A 17,378-nucleotide genomic window follows, 5' to 3' on the forward strand; every position below is an offset into this window, starting at 1 on the left:
GGTGGAGCTCCCGTTGCTTTTCAAGCAATGCGGAACTCACGCGTGTCGTTCAACCTGAGGTTGAACCCTAGTCAGATTTGTCGCCACCGGCCAGGTTCTTCTTGGCGCCGGTCTTGAAATCGGTTTCGTACCAACCGCCGCCACTGAGGCGAAAGCCTGGCATCGACAGTTGTTTCTTGAGCTCTGGCGCCTGACAGGCAGGGCAGTCGACCAGCGGGGCCTCGCTGATCTTTTGAATGGCTTCCAACTGATGACCACAGGAAGCACATTGATAATCGTACATCGGCATGGGGGTGTCTCGGCGATCAGATTGCCACCGCGCGCAGGGCTTTGCGGCGAAAGAGCGGGATTATATCGATTAAATGCGGCCTGTGCAGCCGTAAGACTGCACAGGCCGCGACCTCGTTTGCAACCGCCGCTTCAGAGCGATTCGGCAGGTGCACCGTGCTTGACGCCGTTCATGACACACACCACCCGCACCAGCGCGCTGAAATTTCTCACCCCGCCGTGACGCAAATGCACTTCACGGTCGACGTGGGACAACAGCGAGCTGATCGAACAGCAGTTGTCTGCGGCCATTTTGCCGAGGATGTTCCAGTAGACCCGCTCCAGCCGCAGGCAGGTCGCATAACCGTTCAGACGCACGGATCGTGACGATGGCTGAACCAGTGCCATGTCGAATTCGTTGACGAACGGATCGACTTTCAATTCATGTGGCAAGCCGACAATCCTGTCGCCTCGCCTGTCTCCCTCTACCATATCGGTGACACTCCTTTGCCATCTCTGCTTGTTTGAAAAGTCACATCCTGTGGCTTTCATAAAAGCGCAGACACAAAGTTATAGCCAGACGACTTATTGACCATCTCCGTAGGATAAGCCAACGATACAGGTAAGATTCCGGACAGCGCGCAGTCCTTCGAATGCTGGCCTGCGCGCCCGCAGGATTAAGCTTCCAGCAACGCGCGCAGCATCCACGCAGTTTTCTCGTGAACCTGCATGCGTTGGGTCAGCAGGTCGGCGGTCGGCTCATCGCTGACCTTGTCGAGCAGCGGGAAGATGCCACGCGCGGTGCGGGTCACGGCTTCCTGGCCATCGACCAGTTGCTTGATCATGTCTTCAGCACTCGGTACGCCGACTTCCTCCTTAATGGAAGAAAGGCGCGCGTACGTGGCGTAGGCGCCCGGCGCCGGAAAGCCCAAGGCGCGAATACGCTCGGCAATCAAATCAACGGCCAGCGCCAGTTCGTTGTATTGCTCTTCGAACATCAAGTGCAGCGTGCGAAACATCGGGCCGGTGACGTTCCAGTGGAAGTTGTGGGTTTTCAGATACAGCACGTAGGTGTCCGACAGCAGACGCGATAAGCCTTCGACGATGGACTTGCGGTCTTCTACACTGATACCGATATCGATTGCCATTTTTACCCCCTAACGGCGATTGAATTCATCCAACAGGTGCAGACCCACTCTAGCAAGCCTGCCGACTCCCCGCAGCCCGGATCGGGTGCAGGTGCTGCGACAAATCGACCGACACCTGCCGCTGGCCGGGCTGATTTGAGTAGCCGCAGGCTTTGCTGTTAAATAGGCAGTGTGTCGCCATGCCCCATTTTTCGGGGTGTTGCGCATAGGCTGATGCCGTGAACGTGTCCACCGCCTCTTATTTTGTTCCGAAGCGAACCGTGCGCCTTCAGCTCTTCCTTGTGAGCCGTCATAAACGTGAGCCAATCAAAATGTTGAAAATCGTCCACCTGCTAATGGGCGCAGCAGCCTTGCTGCTGTCGTTCATACCCAGCTTGAAATCCGAAGCTGTTCCCTACCTGCAACAACCCGATGCACTTTATCTGGCCTTTTTCGGCCTGCTTAACCTGGTGATCGCCCCAGTGATTCCTTACTGGAACAAAGGCCCTCGTCAGCATCTGCAAAACCTGGTCAGCGCTCTTCTGGTACTGACCGTCGTCCTGCAAACCTTGACCCTGATCGCCCCGATGCCCGTCATCGCCGGCCAGCCAGCCGTGCTGTTCACCCTGGTGATCGCACTGGTTGCCGTGGTCTTGCACCTGGCTGTGAGCTTCTATCGTTCTTCACCGGCTGCCGCTCCAACCAGCTATGACATGACCAATCGCGATACCGGTACCGTCAAGTGGTTCAACACCTCCAAAGGCTTCGGCTTTATCTCCCGGGATTCCGGCGATGATATTTTCGTGCACTTTCGCGCGATCCGTGGCGAAGGTCACCGCGTACTGGTCGAAGGCCAGCGCGTGGAGTTCTCGGTGATGAACCGGGACAAGGGCCTGCAAGCCGAGGACGTGATCGCCGCTCTGCCGCGACGCTGATTCAGGCATGAAAAAACCGCGAACAGCATGCTGCTCGCGGTTTTTTTTCACCTGATGAAAACTACCCGCCTCAGTAGTGCGGCGGTGGCGCCTCATCCTCAAAGGATTCGAACTGGCCGACCATCTCTTCCTGGCGCTTGAGCAGGGCTGCCATCTGCAATTGCAGGCGCTCGACCACGCGCTGCTGAGCCACCAGTACGTCGTTCAACGCCTGAATGGTGTCATCCTGAAACGCCAGGCGGCTTTCCAGATCGGTAACGCGTTCTTCCAGACTCATGACTCAGCCCTCCACAAAGGTGAAATGCTCGGTCAGGACCAGCCGCAACCGTTCGCGAATGGCAGCGACCTGCTCGGCACTATATGGCCTGGCCGGGTGCTTGCCCCAGACCGGTGCCGGCCAGGCTGCGTCGTCGCGTTTGCGCACAATCACATGCATGTGCATCTGGCTGACAACGTTACCCAAGGTCGCGACGTTCATTTTGTCTGCATCGAACAAATCCTTGAGCAGCTCAGCCAGCGCGGTGGTTTCCTGCCAAAACTGCTGTTGGTCGGCGACATCCAACTGAAACAACTCACTGATATCGTCCCGACGAGGTACCAGGATGAACCAAGGGTAATTGGCATCATTGGACAGCAGCAGTCGGCAGAGAGGGAAATCACCGATCGTCAGCGTGTCCTGTTGAAGTCGTGAATCTAAAGCAAACACTGCGCGCACTCCCGGCTGATCTTCATTATTCAGCTTAGCGGCGATCCATGGGGACAGCGCACCAAGCGACAGGACGGCAGCATACCTGCGAATGCGCCAGCCTTCACGACGACGGTGAATCCCGCCGCTCTGCCAACGCCCCGAGATGTGACATTTGCGAGCGCGACGCACCAGCACGGAACCAACATCGACGTTCAGCGCGAAAAAATGACCAGAATCAGCAGAGACGTGCAGCGTCATGTTCCTTCAAGCTGTATGAATTCAGAACAGCTGTAAATTTTTTTGCACCAAAACCGCACAGTGCGTCTACGCTCACTGCGTCGGGCATCCGCCAAATACTCACTGGCGGGGTGAACCGGTAACGTTTTTGGTTGTCACGCGCGTTTCTCGGCGTGGCAACACCATAGGAGGAATGGCGTCAAGCACAGAAAAAATCAGGCTTGAAGCCCAGCTTTCACAAGGTTTTCACAAGCGCAGGCGGGTGTTCAGAAAAATAACCGCAACGAAATCGCGGTTTGTGCACGCTTGTTGCATTCGTACCCATATGGACTATAAGCGCACCACTGGAAGTGGATGCCTTAAGCCCCATAAGAACAGTGGCAGGGTTGCCCGATGGAGATTCAAGTGTTTTGCCAGGGACTCTTTTTTACCGATGCAAAAAGGCCCATAAACAGCGAGAAAGTTGTCAGTCCGGCTGCATTGGTACTGTGAATTTGCGACATCCACCGCGCCATTTGCGACAACGTCGTAAAGAAGCTGAAAGGTTAGATTCGCAAGTATCGCCAACATTGTCGGCGTGATATAAGTTTGCGCCGACACAAAAAGAAAGAGCCGCCCAGATAATAAAACAGGTGGGACGGCAGTACTCTTCTAAAACCAAAGGAGCAAATCACGATGCGCGTGATGAAGTGGAGCATGATCGCACTGGCAGTTGCTGCAGCCGCCAGTACTCAAATGGCTACGGCCGCACCGTTTGTAAGTGACCAGTCTGAAGCCAAAGGTTTTGTTGAAGACGCGAAACTCACCGAGACGTTGAAGAACTACTACTTCAACCGCGACAACAAAGACGGTGGCCATGATCAGAAAGACTGGACCCAAGGCTTTCTGGGTAATTTCACCTCCGGTTACACCCAAGGTACTGTCGGCGTAGGTATCGATGCATTCGGTTACCTGGCGATCAAACTGGATGGCGGTGACGGCACTTCCGGCACTGGCAACATGAGCCGTAGCGACACTCTGAAGGCTAACGGCTATGCTCACGACGTTAACGACAGCCAAGGTAAAGCCGGTGCTGCCGTTAAATTCCGCATCTCCAAAACCGAATTGAAAATCGGTGACCAACAGCCAAGCACTGCTCCAGTGTTCGCTGTCGGTGGTTCCCGCATAATTCCTCAATCTGCCAGCGGCTTCCAGTTGCAGAGCAGCGAAGTCAAAGACCTTGACCTCGAAGCCGGTCACTTCTACTCGGCGACCAGCCAGGACAAAAACGCCCGTGATGGCGGCCTGTACGCTAACTACGCAGGCCAGGAAGCCAAGACCATCGACTATTTCGGTGGCAAATACGGCATCACCGAAAACCTGAGCGCATCGCTCTACGGCGCCAAGCTGGAAGACATCTGGAACCAGTACTACGCCAACGTGAACCTCACCACTCCATTCGGTGGCGACACTTCGCTGAACACTGACTTCAACATCTACCGCACCACCGACACCGGTGACAAGCTGGCGGGTGACATCAGCAACACTGCCTTCTCCCTGGCAACCGCGCTGTCGTTCCTGAAAGCACACACCTTCACCCTGGCCTTCCAGAAGGTCAACGGCGATACCCCGTTCGACTACGTCGGTGTGGGTAAAAACAACCGTGGCGGCGACTCGATCTTCCTCGCCAACTCCATCCAGTACTCTGACTTCAACGGTCCTGGCGAGAAATCCGTGCAAGCCCGTTACGACCTGAAAATGGCCGAGTACGGCGTTCCAGGCCTGAGCTTCATGGTTCGTTACGTTAAAGGTTGGGACATCGACGGTACCGGTCTGGCTGCTAACAGCCAATACCGCACCAACACTGGCGCTCCGCTGTACGGTGAAGATGGCAAACACCACGAAACCAACTTCGAAGCCAAGTATGTTGTTCAGTCTGGCCCGGCTAAAGACCTGTCCTTCCGCATTCGTCAAGCCTGGCACACTGCCAACGCTGACGAAGGCGAAGGCGACGTCAAAGAGTTCCGTCTGATCACCGAATACCCACTGAACATCTTGTAATCGTCAGTGGTTAGTTTGGAAGCATAAAAAAAGGCCCATCTTGCGATGGGCCTTTTTTGTTGCCTGTCACTTGCAATAGTTGCCTGACCGATAAGTCAGGCAATTAATTAGCAACCTATCATTGTGTGACCGATTCCTGTACCACACGTATCACGCGTTGTGGAAAAGGAATATCAATACCGGCAGTCTTTAAACGGTCACGCGACTGTTCGTTAAACATGAACATCACGTCCCAATAGTCTGCAGTTTTAACCCACACACGCAGGGAAACAGTGATCGAACTGTCACCCAGCGTCGAAATCACGGCCTGTGGCTCAGGATCCTGCAACACACGCTCATCCTTGGCCAGATCCAGCAGTACCTGACGCGCTTTTTGCAGATCGGCTTCGTAATCCACACCGACATCGAACACCACTTTGCGGGTTGGCTGACGATTGGTGTTGGTGATAATGCCGTTCGACAGATTGCCGTTTGGCACGATGATGGTTTTGTTGTCGCCAGTACGCAGCACCGTGTGGAAAATCTGGATGCTGTCGACAGTCCCCGCCACACCTTGCGCTTCGATCCAGTCACCGATACGGAACGGACGGAACAGCAGAATCAGCACGCCACCAGCGAAGTTCGCCAGACTGCCCTGCAACGCCAAGCCGATCGCCAGACCGGCCGCACCGATCGCGGCAACGAAAGAGGTGGTTTCAACACCGATCATCGAAGCGACGCTGACAATCAGCAGCACTTTGAGAATGATGTTCGCCAAGCTGCTGATAAAGCCTTGCAGCGCCAGATCGGCATTACGCAGGGCCAGCAGACCGCCGAGTTTTTGCGTGACCTTGTTGATCAGCCACCAGCCGATGGCCAGGGTAATCACTGCCAACAGCACGCGGCTGCCGTATTCCATGATCATCGGAATCCACGCCTGGGACGCCTTGACCAGGTTGTCCACCTCAGCATTCAAATCCATGTTCTATCTCCTGATTTCCGGCCATTCGGCACGCGAAAAATAAGCGGCAGAAACCCGCCGGGTGTACAAAAAACAACGTGGGAGCGAGCCTGCTCGCGAAGGCGCCGTGTCATTCAGCAATGAGTTGACTGACACACCGCCTTCGCGAGCAAACTCGCTCCCACAGGTCATCGGACCGAGCTTAGTCGCGGAAGTTGTTGAACTGCAGCGGCATGCCGAATTCTTTGGCACGCAATGCCGCGATGGCTTCTTGCAGGTCATCACGCTTCTTGCCAGTCACACGCACTTGCTCGCCCTGAATGGCCGCCTGCACTTTGAGCTTGGCGTCCTTGATGTGGCCGACGATCTTCTTCGCCAGTTCCTTGTCGATGCCTTCCTTGAGCACGGCGTCCTGCTTCATCAGCTTGCCCGATGCGTAGGCGTCTTTGACTTCAAGGCACTGCACGTCGATCTTGCGCTTGACCAGCGCCAGCTTGAGGATTTCGATCATCGCTTCCAGCTGGAATCCGGCTTCAGCGGTCAGGCTGACGGTCAGGTCCTTTTCCTTGAACTCGAAGCTGCCTTTGCCTTTCAGGTCATAACGACGATCGAGTTCCTTCACGGCGTTCTCGACCGCGTTGGTGAGTTCGTGTTTGTCCAGTTCGGATACCACGTCGAACGACGGCATGTAATCTCTCCAATAAAAAGGCGCGCTCGATGTGGATGGAGCGCGCTTGGCTTGCGGTTAAAATCGGGCTCATTATAACGGGTCTTTTCCCACCGACACGGCGAGCCGCACATGCCTGTACGCAATCGAGCAAAAAACTGATGTCCACCCCCTGGCATGTACTGGGCGCCGGCAGTCTCGGCACACTGTGGGCCACACGTCTGGCCCGCGCGGGTCTGCCGGTCAGGTTGATCGTGCGTAATGCCGAGCGCTTGCGCAGCTATGAAGCAGCGGGCGGCTTGACGCTGGTGGAGCACGGTGTGGCGAGCAGCTATGCGGTTCCCGGCGAAACACCCGACAGCCCCGAGCCGATTCGGCGCTTGCTGGTCGCGTGCAAGGCCTACGACGCTGAAAGCGCTGTTGCCCGCCTCGCCCCACGGCTGACAGCGGACGCCGAACTGATCCTTCTGCAAAACGGCCTCGGCAGTCAGGACGCTGTCGCCAACCTTGTGCCATTGGCACGCTGCATCAGCGCTTCAAGTACCGAGGGTGCCTTCCGCGATGGCGACTGGCGTGTGGTGTTCGCCGGTCACGGTTTTACTTGGCTGGGCGATGCCGGGCATCCGGTCGCGCCGATCTGGCTGGATGATCTCGACGCCGCGAAGATCCCCCACGAGTGGAGCACCGATATCCTCACCCGGTTATGGCGAAAACTCGCGCTCAACTGTGCGATCAATCCGCTCACTGTGTTGCACGAATGCCGCAACGGCGGATTGCAGGAACATCACTGCGAAGTCGCCACGCTGTGCGGCGAACTGGCCGAACTGCTGGAGCGCTGCGGCCAACCGGCTGCAGCAGAAAACCTGCAACAGGAAGTCGAAAGGGTCATCCACGCCACCGCCGCCAATTACTCATCGATGTATCAGGACGTCGCCAATCAACGCCGCACCGAAATCAGCTATCTATTGGGCTATGCCTGCAAAGTCGCTGCGCGCCACCAGTTGAACCTGCCGCACCTCAATCAATTGCAGCAGCGGCTGATCGCGCATCTGAACAGCCGTGGATTGCCCAGCGACTGAGCAGCGGCTACGCTGGCCACTTGTTCCTTTGCTGCGATAAACCTGATGCCATTGCGCCAGCGCCTCGAAAACCTGCCGGTCGGCCAGAAACTGCTGGCCGCCCTGCTGGTGCTGTTGACCACGGTTCTGCTGGTCGCCAACCTGACCTTTATCAGCGCCGCCTATTACATCTCCCAGGAAAGCATGGCGCCGCAGGCCTTGCAGACCATCGGCCGACTGATTGCCAACCCGAGTCTGGTCAGCGAGGCCCTGCAATCACCGCAAAGCGCCGAGCGCCTGCTCAAAGAGCTCGACAGCTACTCACCGCTGCGCGCCGCCGCGCTGTATGACGGCAAGGGCGAACGCCTGGCGCAAGTCCAGCACGGCGACAAACTCAGCCTGCCGGAACGTTATCGGCACATCGAAGCGTGGCAACTGACCGAGTTTCGCAGCAACCAGTTGATCACCCTGCCCCGCCCCGGCACTGCGCCGGGCCATCTGTTGCTGGTGGCCAGCAGCGAACTGCCGATGGCCTTCTACACCGGCACGCTGACCGCCAGCCTCGGCATTCTGATTTTCAGTGTGTTGTTGTGGCTGGTGATTGCCCGGCAGATCAAACGTCTGATTACCCGCCCGATTCATCAGTTGGAAGAGCTCTCGCGCCAAGTCACCCGCGAAGAAAACTACGCCCTGCGCGCCTCACGCGGCAACCACGACGAAATCGGCAGTCTGGCGGAGGCGTTCAACACCATGCTGTCGCGCATCGAAGCCCGCGAACAGCAACTCAAGCGCGCCCGCGACGACTCGCAAGCCGCCTACGATCAGGCCCAGGGGCTGGCCGAGGAAACCCGCCACACCAACCGCAAGCTGGAACTCGAAGTCCAGGTGCGCAGCAAGATCGAGAAGAAACTCACCGGTTTCCAGAACTACCTCAACAGCATCATCGACTCGATGCCCTCGGCGCTGATCGCCCTCGACGAGCAGCTCTACGTCACCCAGTGGAACCAGGAGGCCAGCGCCCTTTCCGGTACGCGGCTGGACGAAGCGCTGAACCAGCCGATCTTCCTAGCCTTCGAACCGCTCAAGCCATTTCTGCCGCAACTCAAGCAGACTGTCGAGCAGCACACCGTAGCGAAAATCGAGCGGGTAACCTGGTTCAAGGATGAAGAACCGAAGCATTACGCGCTGACGTTCTATCCATTGATGGGCGGTGCCGGGCGTGGCGTGGTGATCCGCATCGATGACATCACCCAGCGTTTGTCGCTGGAAGAAATGATGGTGCAGTCGGAAAAAATGCTCTCGGTCGGTGGCCTCGCCGCCGGCATGGCCCACGAAATCAATAACCCGCTGGGGGCGATCCTGCACAACGTGCAAAACATCCGTCGACGCCTGTCCGCCGACCTGCCAAAGAACCTCGAAACCGCCGAGCAACTGAACATCGACCTGGACACGGTGAACCGCTACCTGCAGGGCCGCGAAGTGCCGCAGTTGCTGGATGGCATTCAACAGGCCGGTGCCCGGGCAGCGAAAATCGTCACGCACATGCTCAGCTTCAGCCGTCGCAGTACCCGGCAGATGGCGCCCTGCGATCTGCCGGCGCTGATCGATCAAGCCGTGGAAATCGCCGGCAACGACTTCGACCTGGCCATCGGTTTCGACTTCAAGGGCCAAGCGATCATCCGCCAGTTCGACCCGGCGCTCGGCCCGGTGCCGGGCACCGCCAACGAACTGGAACAGGTGCTGCTCAATCTGCTGAAAAACGCCGCGCAGGCGATTCACCAGCGCGAAGACGACAGTGAGCCGGGGCGGATCATCCTGCGCACCAAGCTCAATCCGCCATGGGCTGAAATTCAGGTCGAGGACAACGGCATCGGCATGAGCGAGAACGTGCGCAAACGCACCTTCGAGCCGTTCTTCACCACCAAGGAAATCGGTCAAGGCACCGGGCTTGGCTTGTCGGTGTCGTACTTCATCATCACCAATAATCACAAAGGACAGATGGAGGTGCAGTCAGCACCGGGCCAGGGCACTTGTTTCACTTTGCGCCTGCCGCTGACGCAACCGCTGCCCATCGCTGCCGAAACCAATCAATTATCGAGGTAACCCATGGGCTTTCGCCTGTCGAAAATCTACACCCGCACCGGTGACAAAGGCGAAACCGGCCTGGGTGACGGCCGTCGCGTGCCCAAGGATCACCCGCGCATCGAGGCGATTGGTGAAGTCGATACGCTGAACAGTCAGGTCGGTGTATTGCTGGCCGGGTTGCTGGCCGAGCGCGACACGTATCCGGGGCTGAATGAACTGATCGAGGTGTTGGCGCCTTGTCAGCATCGCTTGTTTGATCTGGGTGGCGAGTTGGCGATGCCGGCGTATCAGGCATTGAACGCGGCAGAAATCGAACGACTGGAAACTGCGATCGATGTGTGGAATGAAGAACTGGGGCCGCTGGAGAATTTCATTCTGCCGGGCGGGTCGATGTTGATTGCCCAGGCCCATGTCTGCCGGAGCCTGGCGCGGAGTGCCGAGCGGCGGTGTCAGCATCTGAATGCGCTGGAGCCGTTGGCCGGGGTTGGGCTGGCGTATATCAATCGGTTGTCGGATTTGCTGTTTGTGGCGGCGCGGTTGATTGCGCGGCGGCAGGGGATTGCGGAGATTCTTTGGCAGCCGGCTGCCAAGCCTGCAGAAAAGTAGCGCCCTATAGGACGCCATCGCGAGCAGGCTCACTCCTACAGTTGACTGCGTTCTACCTGAAGTAACGCGGTCAATTGTAGGAGTGAGCCTGCTCGCGATGAGGTCAGTAGCCGTTAAACAGAGTCAGGCCAGAACGCGCGAATCCCCGCGACACCCTGCGCGCCAACATTCCAGGCCTTGTCCCGCTCCGCCGGACCAACCCCACCCAACAGAAACACCGGCTTACTAAAGCCTTCAATCAACGCCTCAGCCTGCTCCCAGCCCAACGGCTGCGCGTCCGGGTGCGTCAAGGTCGGCTGCACCGGCGACAGCGTGACGAAATCCACGCCCATCTGCTCGGCCAGCGCCAGTTCTTCAGCGTTGTGGCACGACGCCGCGAGCCAGCGCTCCGCGGGCAACGGGCGCCCCGCCGCCGCATATTTACGCAGCTGTGCAGAGGTGATGTGCCATCCGGCAGACGGGAAATCGCCCAGCCATTCGAACGGCCCCTTGATCATCAATTGCGCCTTGCCGGCACACAGCCCCACCGCATCAACAGCCAGATCGCGGTACTTGGGGTCGTAGCCGTTCGGTGCGCGCAGCTGGATCAGTTTGATCCCGCCGGCAATCGCCTTCTGGATTCCGCGCAGCAACGCCGGGGTTTCCAGGTCCTCAGGAGTGATCAGGTATTCCGCCGGCAGACGCGCGGCGGCAACGATCGGCTGATTGGCGGCCGGGAACTCATAGTTCGCCAGCTCCTTCGCGGTCACCCAAGCCAAAGGCTGGCCCTCGGCACCGTGTGGTTCACCGGTGAATGCCGACACTTCCCAGACATCCAGCAATACCTGCTTGTCCGGGTAATCGTGACGCACTTTGATCAGCGGGCGGGCGGCGCCAACGACGATGCCCAACTCTTCGTGCAGCTCCCGGGCCAGCGCAGTTTCGACCGACTCGTCAGCCTCGACCTTGCCCCCGGGAAACTCCCACAGACCACCCTGATGCTGGGTGTCGGCGCGGCGGGCGATGAGGATTTTGCCACTGTCGTCACGAATGACCGCAGCGGCGACGTGTACACGTTTCACGGATTCAACTCCTCCAGTCCAGCCTTTTGCCACGCCTTGAAGGCGGGCCATTGGTAGACGGTTTCAACATAGGCTTCGTCGGCGGCGGGCAGCTGCACTTGGTAGGTGCGCAGACGCACGGCAATCGGCGCGAAGAAGGCATCGGCCAGGCTGACGCGTCCAAACAGGTACGGCCCGCTCTCGGTGGCGGCGGCACGGCACTCGGCCCACAGCGCAAGCATGCGGTCGATGTCGACCTTCACTTCTGGCGGTACCGGGTTCAGCGGTGCGTCATGGTTGAGGTTGAACGGCATGTGATTACGCATGGCGAAGAAGCCGCTGTGCATTTGAGCGCAGGCGGATCGGGCCTGGGCGCGGGCGAAGATATCGCTCGGCCAGAGCTGCTCGGACGGGAACGTCTCGGCGAGGTATTCGGCGATGGCCAGTGAGTCGGCGATGGTGCCGCGCGCCGTTTGCAGCAGCGGGACTTTAGCGGTCGGCGAATGCTTGAGCAGCAGCGCGCGGGTGTCGGGCTTGCCGAGTTTGATCAGTTCTTCGCTGTAGGGTGCGCCGGTCAGTTCGAGCGCCAGGGCGGCACGCAGGGACCAGGAGGAAAGCAGTTTGTCGCCGATGATCAGGTGCAGGGACATGGGTGTGGCGCCTTTTCGTCAGAGGAGAAACCTGGAGACTTGCATTCTTTGAGCTGCCGTCTTCGCGAGCAGGCTCGCTCCCACATTGGATCGTGTTGCCACAAATCCTCTGTGGGAGCGAGCCTGCTCGCGAAAGAAGCAACCAGGTCTTGGATCAGGTGCGGTATTCAGCGTTGATCTTCACATACTCATGCGACAGGTCGGTGGTCCAGATGGTTTCGCTGCAATCGCCACGACCCAGTTCGATGCGGATGGTGATCTCTTCCTGCTGCATCACCGCCGAACCCTGGGCTTCAGTGTAGGTCGCCGCACGGGCGCCACGGCTGGCGATGCACACCTCGCCAAGGAACACGTCGATTTTGCTCACGTCCAGATCCGGCACGCCGGCACGACCAACGGCAGCCAGAATACGGCCCCAGTTCGGGTCAGAAGCGAACAGTGCGGTCTTGATCAGCGGCGAGTGGGCCACGGTGTAGCCAACGTCCAGGCATTCCTGATGATTGCCGCCGCCATTCACTTCAACCGTCACGAACTTGGTCGCGCCTTCGCCGTCACGCACGATGGCCTGGGCCACGTCCATGCACACTTCGAACACCGCCTGCTTCAATTTGGCGAACAGCTCGCCTTCAGCGCGGGTGATTTCCGGCAGTGCAGCCTTGCCGGTGGCGATCAGCATGCAGCAGTCGTTGGTCGAGGTGTCGCCGTCGATGGTGATGCGGTTGAACGACTTGTTGGCGCCGTCGAGCATCAAATTGTGCAGCACGTCGCGGGAGACTTTGGCGTCGGTAGCGATGTAGCCGAGCATGGTCGCCATGTTCGGGCGGATCATGCCGGCGCCTTTGCTGATGCCGGTGACGGTGATGGTCACGCCGTCGTGCTCGAACTGGCGGCTGGCGCCCTTCGGCAGGGTGTCGGTGGTCATGATGCCGGTGGCGGCGGCTTCCCAGTTGTTTTCCGATAGATCATCCAGCGCGGCTTGCAGGGCGCCTTCGATCTTCTCGACCGGCAGTGGCTCGCCGATCACGCCGGTGGAGTACGGCAGAATCTGGCTGGCATCGACACCGGTCAGCTCGGCCAGTTTGGCGGTGGTGCGCTCGGCAGCGGCCAGACCCGGCTCGCCGGTACCGGCGTTGGCGTTGCCGGTGTTGGTCAGCAAATAACGCACGGCGTTCTGTACGCGCTTCTTCGCCAGGATTACCGGCGCGGCGCAAAAAGCGTTCAAGGTGAACACGCCCGCCACGGTCGAGCCTTCGGCGCAGCGCATCACAACGACATCTTTGCGCCCCGGGCGCTTGATGCCGGCCGAGGCGATACCGAGTTCAAAACCGGCAACCGGGTGCAACGTTGGCAAAGGACCAAGACCAACAGCCATGAATGCGCTCCTTACTCAATGATGTCAGCACCGCCACGCGCAGCGACGGTGGTTTAAATGGCAAAACGCCGCGACGGCAGGAGCCGGTCGCGGCGCGGGTATTTCAGCGATTGAAACGGGTTTTACTGGATCTGCCCGTGGCAATGCTTGAATTTCTTGCCCGAACCGCAGTAGCACAGTTCGTTGCGGCCCAGCTTCTGCTCGTTGCGCACCGGCGCGGTGGCGAGGGCTACATCGACCTCTTCACCGAGTACTTCCGGTTGCTCCAGACCTGGCGCTTCGGCGTGTTCGAACTGCATGCGGGCGGCCAGTGCTTCGGCTTCCTGACGCAGACGTTGCTCTTCGGCTTCCGGATCTTCGCGGCGCACCTGAACGTGCGACAGCACACGGATCGAGTCGCGCTTGATCGAATCGAGCAGCTCGGAGAACAGCGTGAACGACTCGCGCTTGTATTCCTGCTTCGGGTTCTTCTGAGCGTAGCCACGCAAGTGGATACCGTGACGCAGGTGATCCATGGTCGACAGGTGGTCTTTCCACAGGTCGTCCAGCACGCGCAGTACGATTTGTTTCTCGAACGAGCGCAGTGCGTCGGCACCAGCCTGATCTTCTTTCTCGTTGTACGCCGCCATCAGCTCGGTCATGAGCTTCTCGCGCAGGGTTTCTTCGTACAGGTGATCGTCTTCGTCGAGCCATTGCTGGATCGGCAACGCTACACCGAAGTCGCTCTGCAGCGAGGCTTCCAGACCGGCCACGTCCCACTGCTCTGGCAGCGATTGCGGAGGAATGTGCGCGCTGACGGTGGCGTTGAGCACGTCCTGACGGAAATCAGCGATGGTTTCACCGATGTTGTCAGCGGCCAGCAACGTGTTACGCATGTGATAAATCACTTTACGCTGTTCGTTGTTGACGTCGTCGAACTCGAGCAGTTGCTTGCGAATGTCGAAGTTGCGGCCTTCAACCTTGCGCTGCGCCTTCTCGATCGCGTTGGTCACCATGCGGTGCTCGATCGCTTCGCCCGGCTGCATGCCGAGGGCTTTCATGAAGTTCTTCACTCGATCAGACGCGAAGATGCGCATCAGGCTGTCTTCCAGCGACAGGTAGAAGCGGCTCGAACCGGCATCGCCCTGACGACCGGCACGGCCACGCAACTGGTTGTCGATACGACGGGATTCGTGACGCTCGGACGCAATCACTTGCAGACCGCCGGATTCCAGCACTTGCTGGTGACGCTTCTGCCAGTCGGCCTTGATCTGGGCAATCTGCTCAGGGGTCGGATCTTCCAGCGACGCGACTTCAACTTCCCAGTTACCGCCCAACAGGATGTCGGTACCACGACCGGCCATGTTGGTGGCGATGGTCAGAGCGCCCGGACGACCGGCCTGCGCGATGATCTCGGCTTCTTTTTCGTGGAACTTGGCGTTGAGAACCTTGTGTTCGATGCCTTCCTTCACGAGCAGTGCGGACATGTGCTCGGAGGTTTCGATGGTGGCAGTACCCACCAGCACCGGACGACCGGCCGCCATGCTTTCCTTGATGTCCGCAACGATCGCCGCGTATTTCTCTTCGGCGGTGAGGAACACCAGGTCGTTGAAGTCTTTACGCGCCAACGGTTTGTTCGGCGGAATGACCATGACTTCCAGACCATAGATCTGGTGGAATTCGAACGCTTCGGTGTCGGCGGTACCGGTCATGCCGGACAGCTTGGTGTAGAGACGGAAGTAGTTCTGGAACGTGGTCGACGCCAGGGTCTGACTCTCGGCCTGAATGTTCAGGCCTTCCTTGGCTTCGATGGCCTGGTGCAGGCCTTCGGACAGACGACGACCCGGCATGGTACGGCCGGTGTGTTCGTCGACCAGTACGACCTGGCCGTCCTGCACGATGTATTCGATGTTGCGGTTGAACAGCTTGTGCGCACGCAAACCGGCATACACGTGGGTCAGCAGGCCCAGGTTGTGTGCCGAGTACAGGCTCTCGCCTTCAGCCAGCAGGCCGACGCGGGTGAGCATGTCTTCGATGAACTGGTGACCGGCTTCGTTGAGTTCGACCTGACGGGTCTTCTCGTCAACGGTGTAGTGGCCAGCCTTGGTGACTTCGCCTTCGACTTCTTCAACGTGCAGTTCCAGCTGCGGGATCAGTTTATTGATCTCCATGTACAGCTTGGAGCTGTCCTCGGCCTGACCGGAGATGATCAGCGGGGTACGCGCTTCGTCGATGAGGATGGAGTCGACTTCGTCGATCACGGCAAAGTTGAGTTCGCGCTGGAATTTTTCTTCCATGCTGAACGCCATGTTGTCGCGCAGGTAGTCGAAACCGAATTCGTTGTTGGTGCCGTAGGTGATGTCGGCGGCGTAGGCCAGACGTTTCTCTTCCGGCGGCTGGAACGGCGTCACGACGCCGACGGTCAGGCCGAGGAATTCATACAGCGGACGCATCCAGTTGGCGTCACGACGCGCCAGGTAGTCGTTCACCGTCACAACGTGCACGCCCTTGCCGGACAGTGCGTTGAGGTAAACGCCCAGGGTCGCTACGAGGGTTTTACCCTCACCGGTGCGCATTTCGGCGATCTTGCCTTCGTGCAAGGTCATGCCACCGACGAGCTGTACGTCGAAGTGGCGCATACCCATGATGCGCTTGCCGGCTTCGCGGGCGACCGCAAAGGCTTCTGGCAACAGCTTGTCGAGGGTTTCCCCTTTGGCGATGCGGGCCTTGAACTCAGCGGTCTTGGCACGCAATTGATCGTCCGAAAGGGCTACCATTTGCTCTTCGAAGGCATTGACGAGCTGCACCGTCTTGAGCATGCGTTTGACTTCACGCTCGTTCTTGCTTCCAAAAAGTTTCTTTAACAAAGGCGCAAACATATCGGCAGGATCTTCCACACTAAAGGGATGGAGGGCGGCCCCGTGAGCGTCGCCCGTGCAGCCCTCATGGCCGCATGCGAACGAGCATTCTACCCGGAAACGGAAGTGAGGAAAGTGGCGATGTTCCACGATGCTGGCACTGCGCTTTGACGGGGCTCACTTAAAATAGGGGCGTTTTGCTCAACTTCAAGTCATACAAGGCAGAAGTTAGTCGTTGATTTAATGGGTAAAGCGGGGGCAAAAGCAATGGGCGAGTGATTTCGGCCTTTCTGCTACCATGGCGTTTCTGTTACTTCAGGTGTTCGATCATGGCATTCCGCCCTCTTACGGCCAGAGCACCCGCCGTTCTCCTGCGCGAAGCCAAGCCGCTCAAAGCCATCCTCGGCCATGCCCAACGACTGGGGCATTTGCAGCGCCTGCTCGAAAGCCAACTGCAACCTGCCGCCCGGGAACACTGCCATGTGGCCTCGTGGCGTGAGGGCAGTTTGCTGTTGATTGTCACCGACGGCCACTGGGCGACACGTCTGCGCTATCAGCAAAAACGCTTGCAGCGGCAATTGCAGATGTTTGACGAGTTCGCCAGTCTGACGCGGATTCTGTTCAAGGTGCAGCCGCCGACGGTGCAGCGTGGAGCGGTCGGGCACACGATGGATTTGTCCACGGAAGCGGCGGCGACGATTCAGGCGACGGCGGACGGGATCACTGATCCGGGGTTGCGTGCGGCGCTGGAGCGTTTGGCGGCGCACGCCAAAGACAAGTCCTGACAGCAACAATTGTAGGAGTGAGCCTGCTCGCGATAGCGGTGAAA

General features: G+C 58.7%; 17 protein-coding genes. 6 read left to right on the forward strand and 11 right to left on the reverse strand.

Features of this window, described 5'->3' with window-relative positions:
* Nucleotides 1-67: 67 nt before the first annotated feature.
* The 3 genes from AC5SEM_RS19170 to AC5SEM_RS19180 all read right to left on the reverse strand — a co-directional run bounded on the left by AC5SEM_RS19170 (nucleotide 68) and on the right by AC5SEM_RS19180 (nucleotide 1,415).
* A complete protein-coding gene (locus tag AC5SEM_RS19170; protein ID WP_007912741.1) occupies nucleotides 68-289 on the reverse strand; it encodes an FmdB family zinc ribbon protein in 222 nt (73 codons plus the stop codon).
* Nucleotides 290-420: 131 nt separating this feature from the next.
* Nucleotides 421-759 carry a ribbon-helix-helix domain-containing protein gene (locus AC5SEM_RS19175; RefSeq protein ID WP_212621206.1) on the reverse strand — a complete coding sequence of 113 codons (339 nt, stop codon included), beginning with the start codon at nucleotides 757-759 and terminating at the stop codon, nucleotides 421-423.
* 185 nt (nucleotides 760-944) lie between these two features.
* A complete protein-coding gene (locus tag AC5SEM_RS19180; RefSeq protein WP_495471039.1) occupies nucleotides 945-1,415 on the reverse strand; it encodes a Dps family protein in 471 nt (156 codons plus the stop codon).
* Between the two features lie 311 nt (nucleotides 1,416-1,726).
* Between AC5SEM_RS19180 and AC5SEM_RS19185 the strand changes: the two genes are divergently transcribed.
* Nucleotides 1,727-2,329, forward strand: a complete 603-nt coding sequence (locus AC5SEM_RS19185) for a cold-shock protein (RefSeq protein WP_008080216.1) — start codon at nucleotides 1,727-1,729, stop codon at nucleotides 2,327-2,329.
* Nucleotides 2,330-2,399: 70 nt separating this feature from the next.
* Here AC5SEM_RS19185 and AC5SEM_RS19190 read toward each other — a convergent pair whose 3' ends face one another.
* Nucleotides 2,400-2,606: a SlyX family protein gene (locus AC5SEM_RS19190; RefSeq protein ID WP_038366649.1), complete on the reverse strand. Its 207-nt coding sequence runs from the start codon at nucleotides 2,604-2,606 to the stop codon at nucleotides 2,400-2,402.
* Nucleotides 2,607-2,609: 3 nt separating this feature from the next.
* Nucleotides 2,610-3,035, reverse strand: coding sequence for an HIT domain-containing protein (locus tag AC5SEM_RS19195; protein WP_495473485.1), 426 nt, complete (start codon nucleotides 3,033-3,035; stop codon nucleotides 2,610-2,612).
* Between the two features lie 894 nt (nucleotides 3,036-3,929).
* On the opposite strand from AC5SEM_RS19195, the gene AC5SEM_RS19200 reads away from it, so the two are divergent.
* Nucleotides 3,930-5,294: an OprD family porin gene (locus tag AC5SEM_RS19200; RefSeq protein WP_077574286.1), complete on the forward strand. Its 1,365-nt coding sequence runs from the start codon at nucleotides 3,930-3,932 to the stop codon at nucleotides 5,292-5,294.
* A gap of 118 nt (nucleotides 5,295-5,412) precedes the next feature.
* Here the strand turns inward: AC5SEM_RS19200 and AC5SEM_RS19205 are convergent, their stop codons facing one another.
* Nucleotides 5,413-6,255 (reverse strand): mechanosensitive ion channel family protein, encoded by an 843-nt coding sequence (locus tag AC5SEM_RS19205; protein ID WP_495471040.1) that lies wholly within the window; start codon nucleotides 6,253-6,255, stop codon nucleotides 5,413-5,415.
* A 181-nt stretch (nucleotides 6,256-6,436) separates the two neighbouring features.
* Nucleotides 6,437-6,922 carry a YajQ family cyclic di-GMP-binding protein gene (locus tag AC5SEM_RS19210; RefSeq protein ID WP_007912755.1) on the reverse strand — a complete coding sequence of 162 codons (486 nt, stop codon included), beginning with the start codon at nucleotides 6,920-6,922 and terminating at the stop codon, nucleotides 6,437-6,439.
* A gap of 140 nt (nucleotides 6,923-7,062) precedes the next feature.
* Here AC5SEM_RS19210 and AC5SEM_RS19215 point away from each other — a divergent pair, with 140 nt between their 5' ends.
* From AC5SEM_RS19215 to AC5SEM_RS19225, 3 genes are read left to right on the forward strand one after another with little or no spacing between them, the layout of a single operon-like run.
* Nucleotides 7,063-7,980 carry a putative 2-dehydropantoate 2-reductase gene (locus tag AC5SEM_RS19215; RefSeq protein ID WP_495471041.1) on the forward strand — a complete coding sequence of 306 codons (918 nt, stop codon included), beginning with the start codon at nucleotides 7,063-7,065 and terminating at the stop codon, nucleotides 7,978-7,980.
* Between the two features lie 45 nt (nucleotides 7,981-8,025).
* On the forward strand, nucleotides 8,026-10,062 hold the full coding sequence (locus tag AC5SEM_RS19220; protein WP_077574290.1) for a sensor histidine kinase: 2,037 nt from the start codon (nucleotides 8,026-8,028) through the stop codon (nucleotides 10,060-10,062).
* Between the two features lie 3 nt (nucleotides 10,063-10,065).
* Nucleotides 10,066-10,650: a cob(I)yrinic acid a,c-diamide adenosyltransferase gene (locus AC5SEM_RS19225; RefSeq protein ID WP_495471042.1), complete on the forward strand. Its 585-nt coding sequence runs from the start codon at nucleotides 10,066-10,068 to the stop codon at nucleotides 10,648-10,650.
* A 113-nt stretch (nucleotides 10,651-10,763) separates the two neighbouring features.
* Here the strand turns inward: AC5SEM_RS19225 and AC5SEM_RS19230 are convergent, their stop codons facing one another.
* The 4 genes from AC5SEM_RS19230 to secA form a co-directional block, all read right to left on the reverse strand.
* Entirely contained in the window at nucleotides 10,764-11,711 is a 948-nt protein-coding gene (locus AC5SEM_RS19230; RefSeq protein WP_137218833.1) for a Nudix family hydrolase, read from the reverse strand.
* Nucleotides 11,708-12,340, reverse strand: a complete 633-nt coding sequence (locus AC5SEM_RS19235; protein WP_495471043.1) for a glutathione S-transferase family protein — start codon at nucleotides 12,338-12,340, stop codon at nucleotides 11,708-11,710. Before AC5SEM_RS19235 ends, AC5SEM_RS19230 begins: the two co-directional genes overlap by 4 nt.
* A gap of 154 nt (nucleotides 12,341-12,494) precedes the next feature.
* The gene (gene argJ / locus AC5SEM_RS19240; protein WP_077574294.1) at nucleotides 12,495-13,712 is read right to left on the reverse strand and encodes a bifunctional glutamate N-acetyltransferase/amino-acid acetyltransferase ArgJ; all 1,218 of its coding nucleotides are present in this window, start codon (nucleotides 13,710-13,712) and stop codon (nucleotides 12,495-12,497) included.
* A 122-nt stretch (nucleotides 13,713-13,834) separates the two neighbouring features.
* Entirely contained in the window at nucleotides 13,835-16,570 is a 2,736-nt protein-coding gene (gene secA, locus AC5SEM_RS19245; protein WP_077574295.1) for a preprotein translocase subunit SecA, read from the reverse strand.
* 308 nt (nucleotides 16,571-16,878) lie between these two features.
* Here secA and AC5SEM_RS19250 point away from each other — a divergent pair, with 308 nt between their 5' ends.
* Nucleotides 16,879-17,334 (forward strand): DUF721 domain-containing protein, encoded by a 456-nt coding sequence (locus AC5SEM_RS19250; RefSeq protein ID WP_495471044.1) that lies wholly within the window; start codon nucleotides 16,879-16,881, stop codon nucleotides 17,332-17,334.
* Nucleotides 17,335-17,378 lie beyond the last annotated feature (44 nt).

The organism is Pseudomonas sp. CH61 (assembly GCF_059429415.1).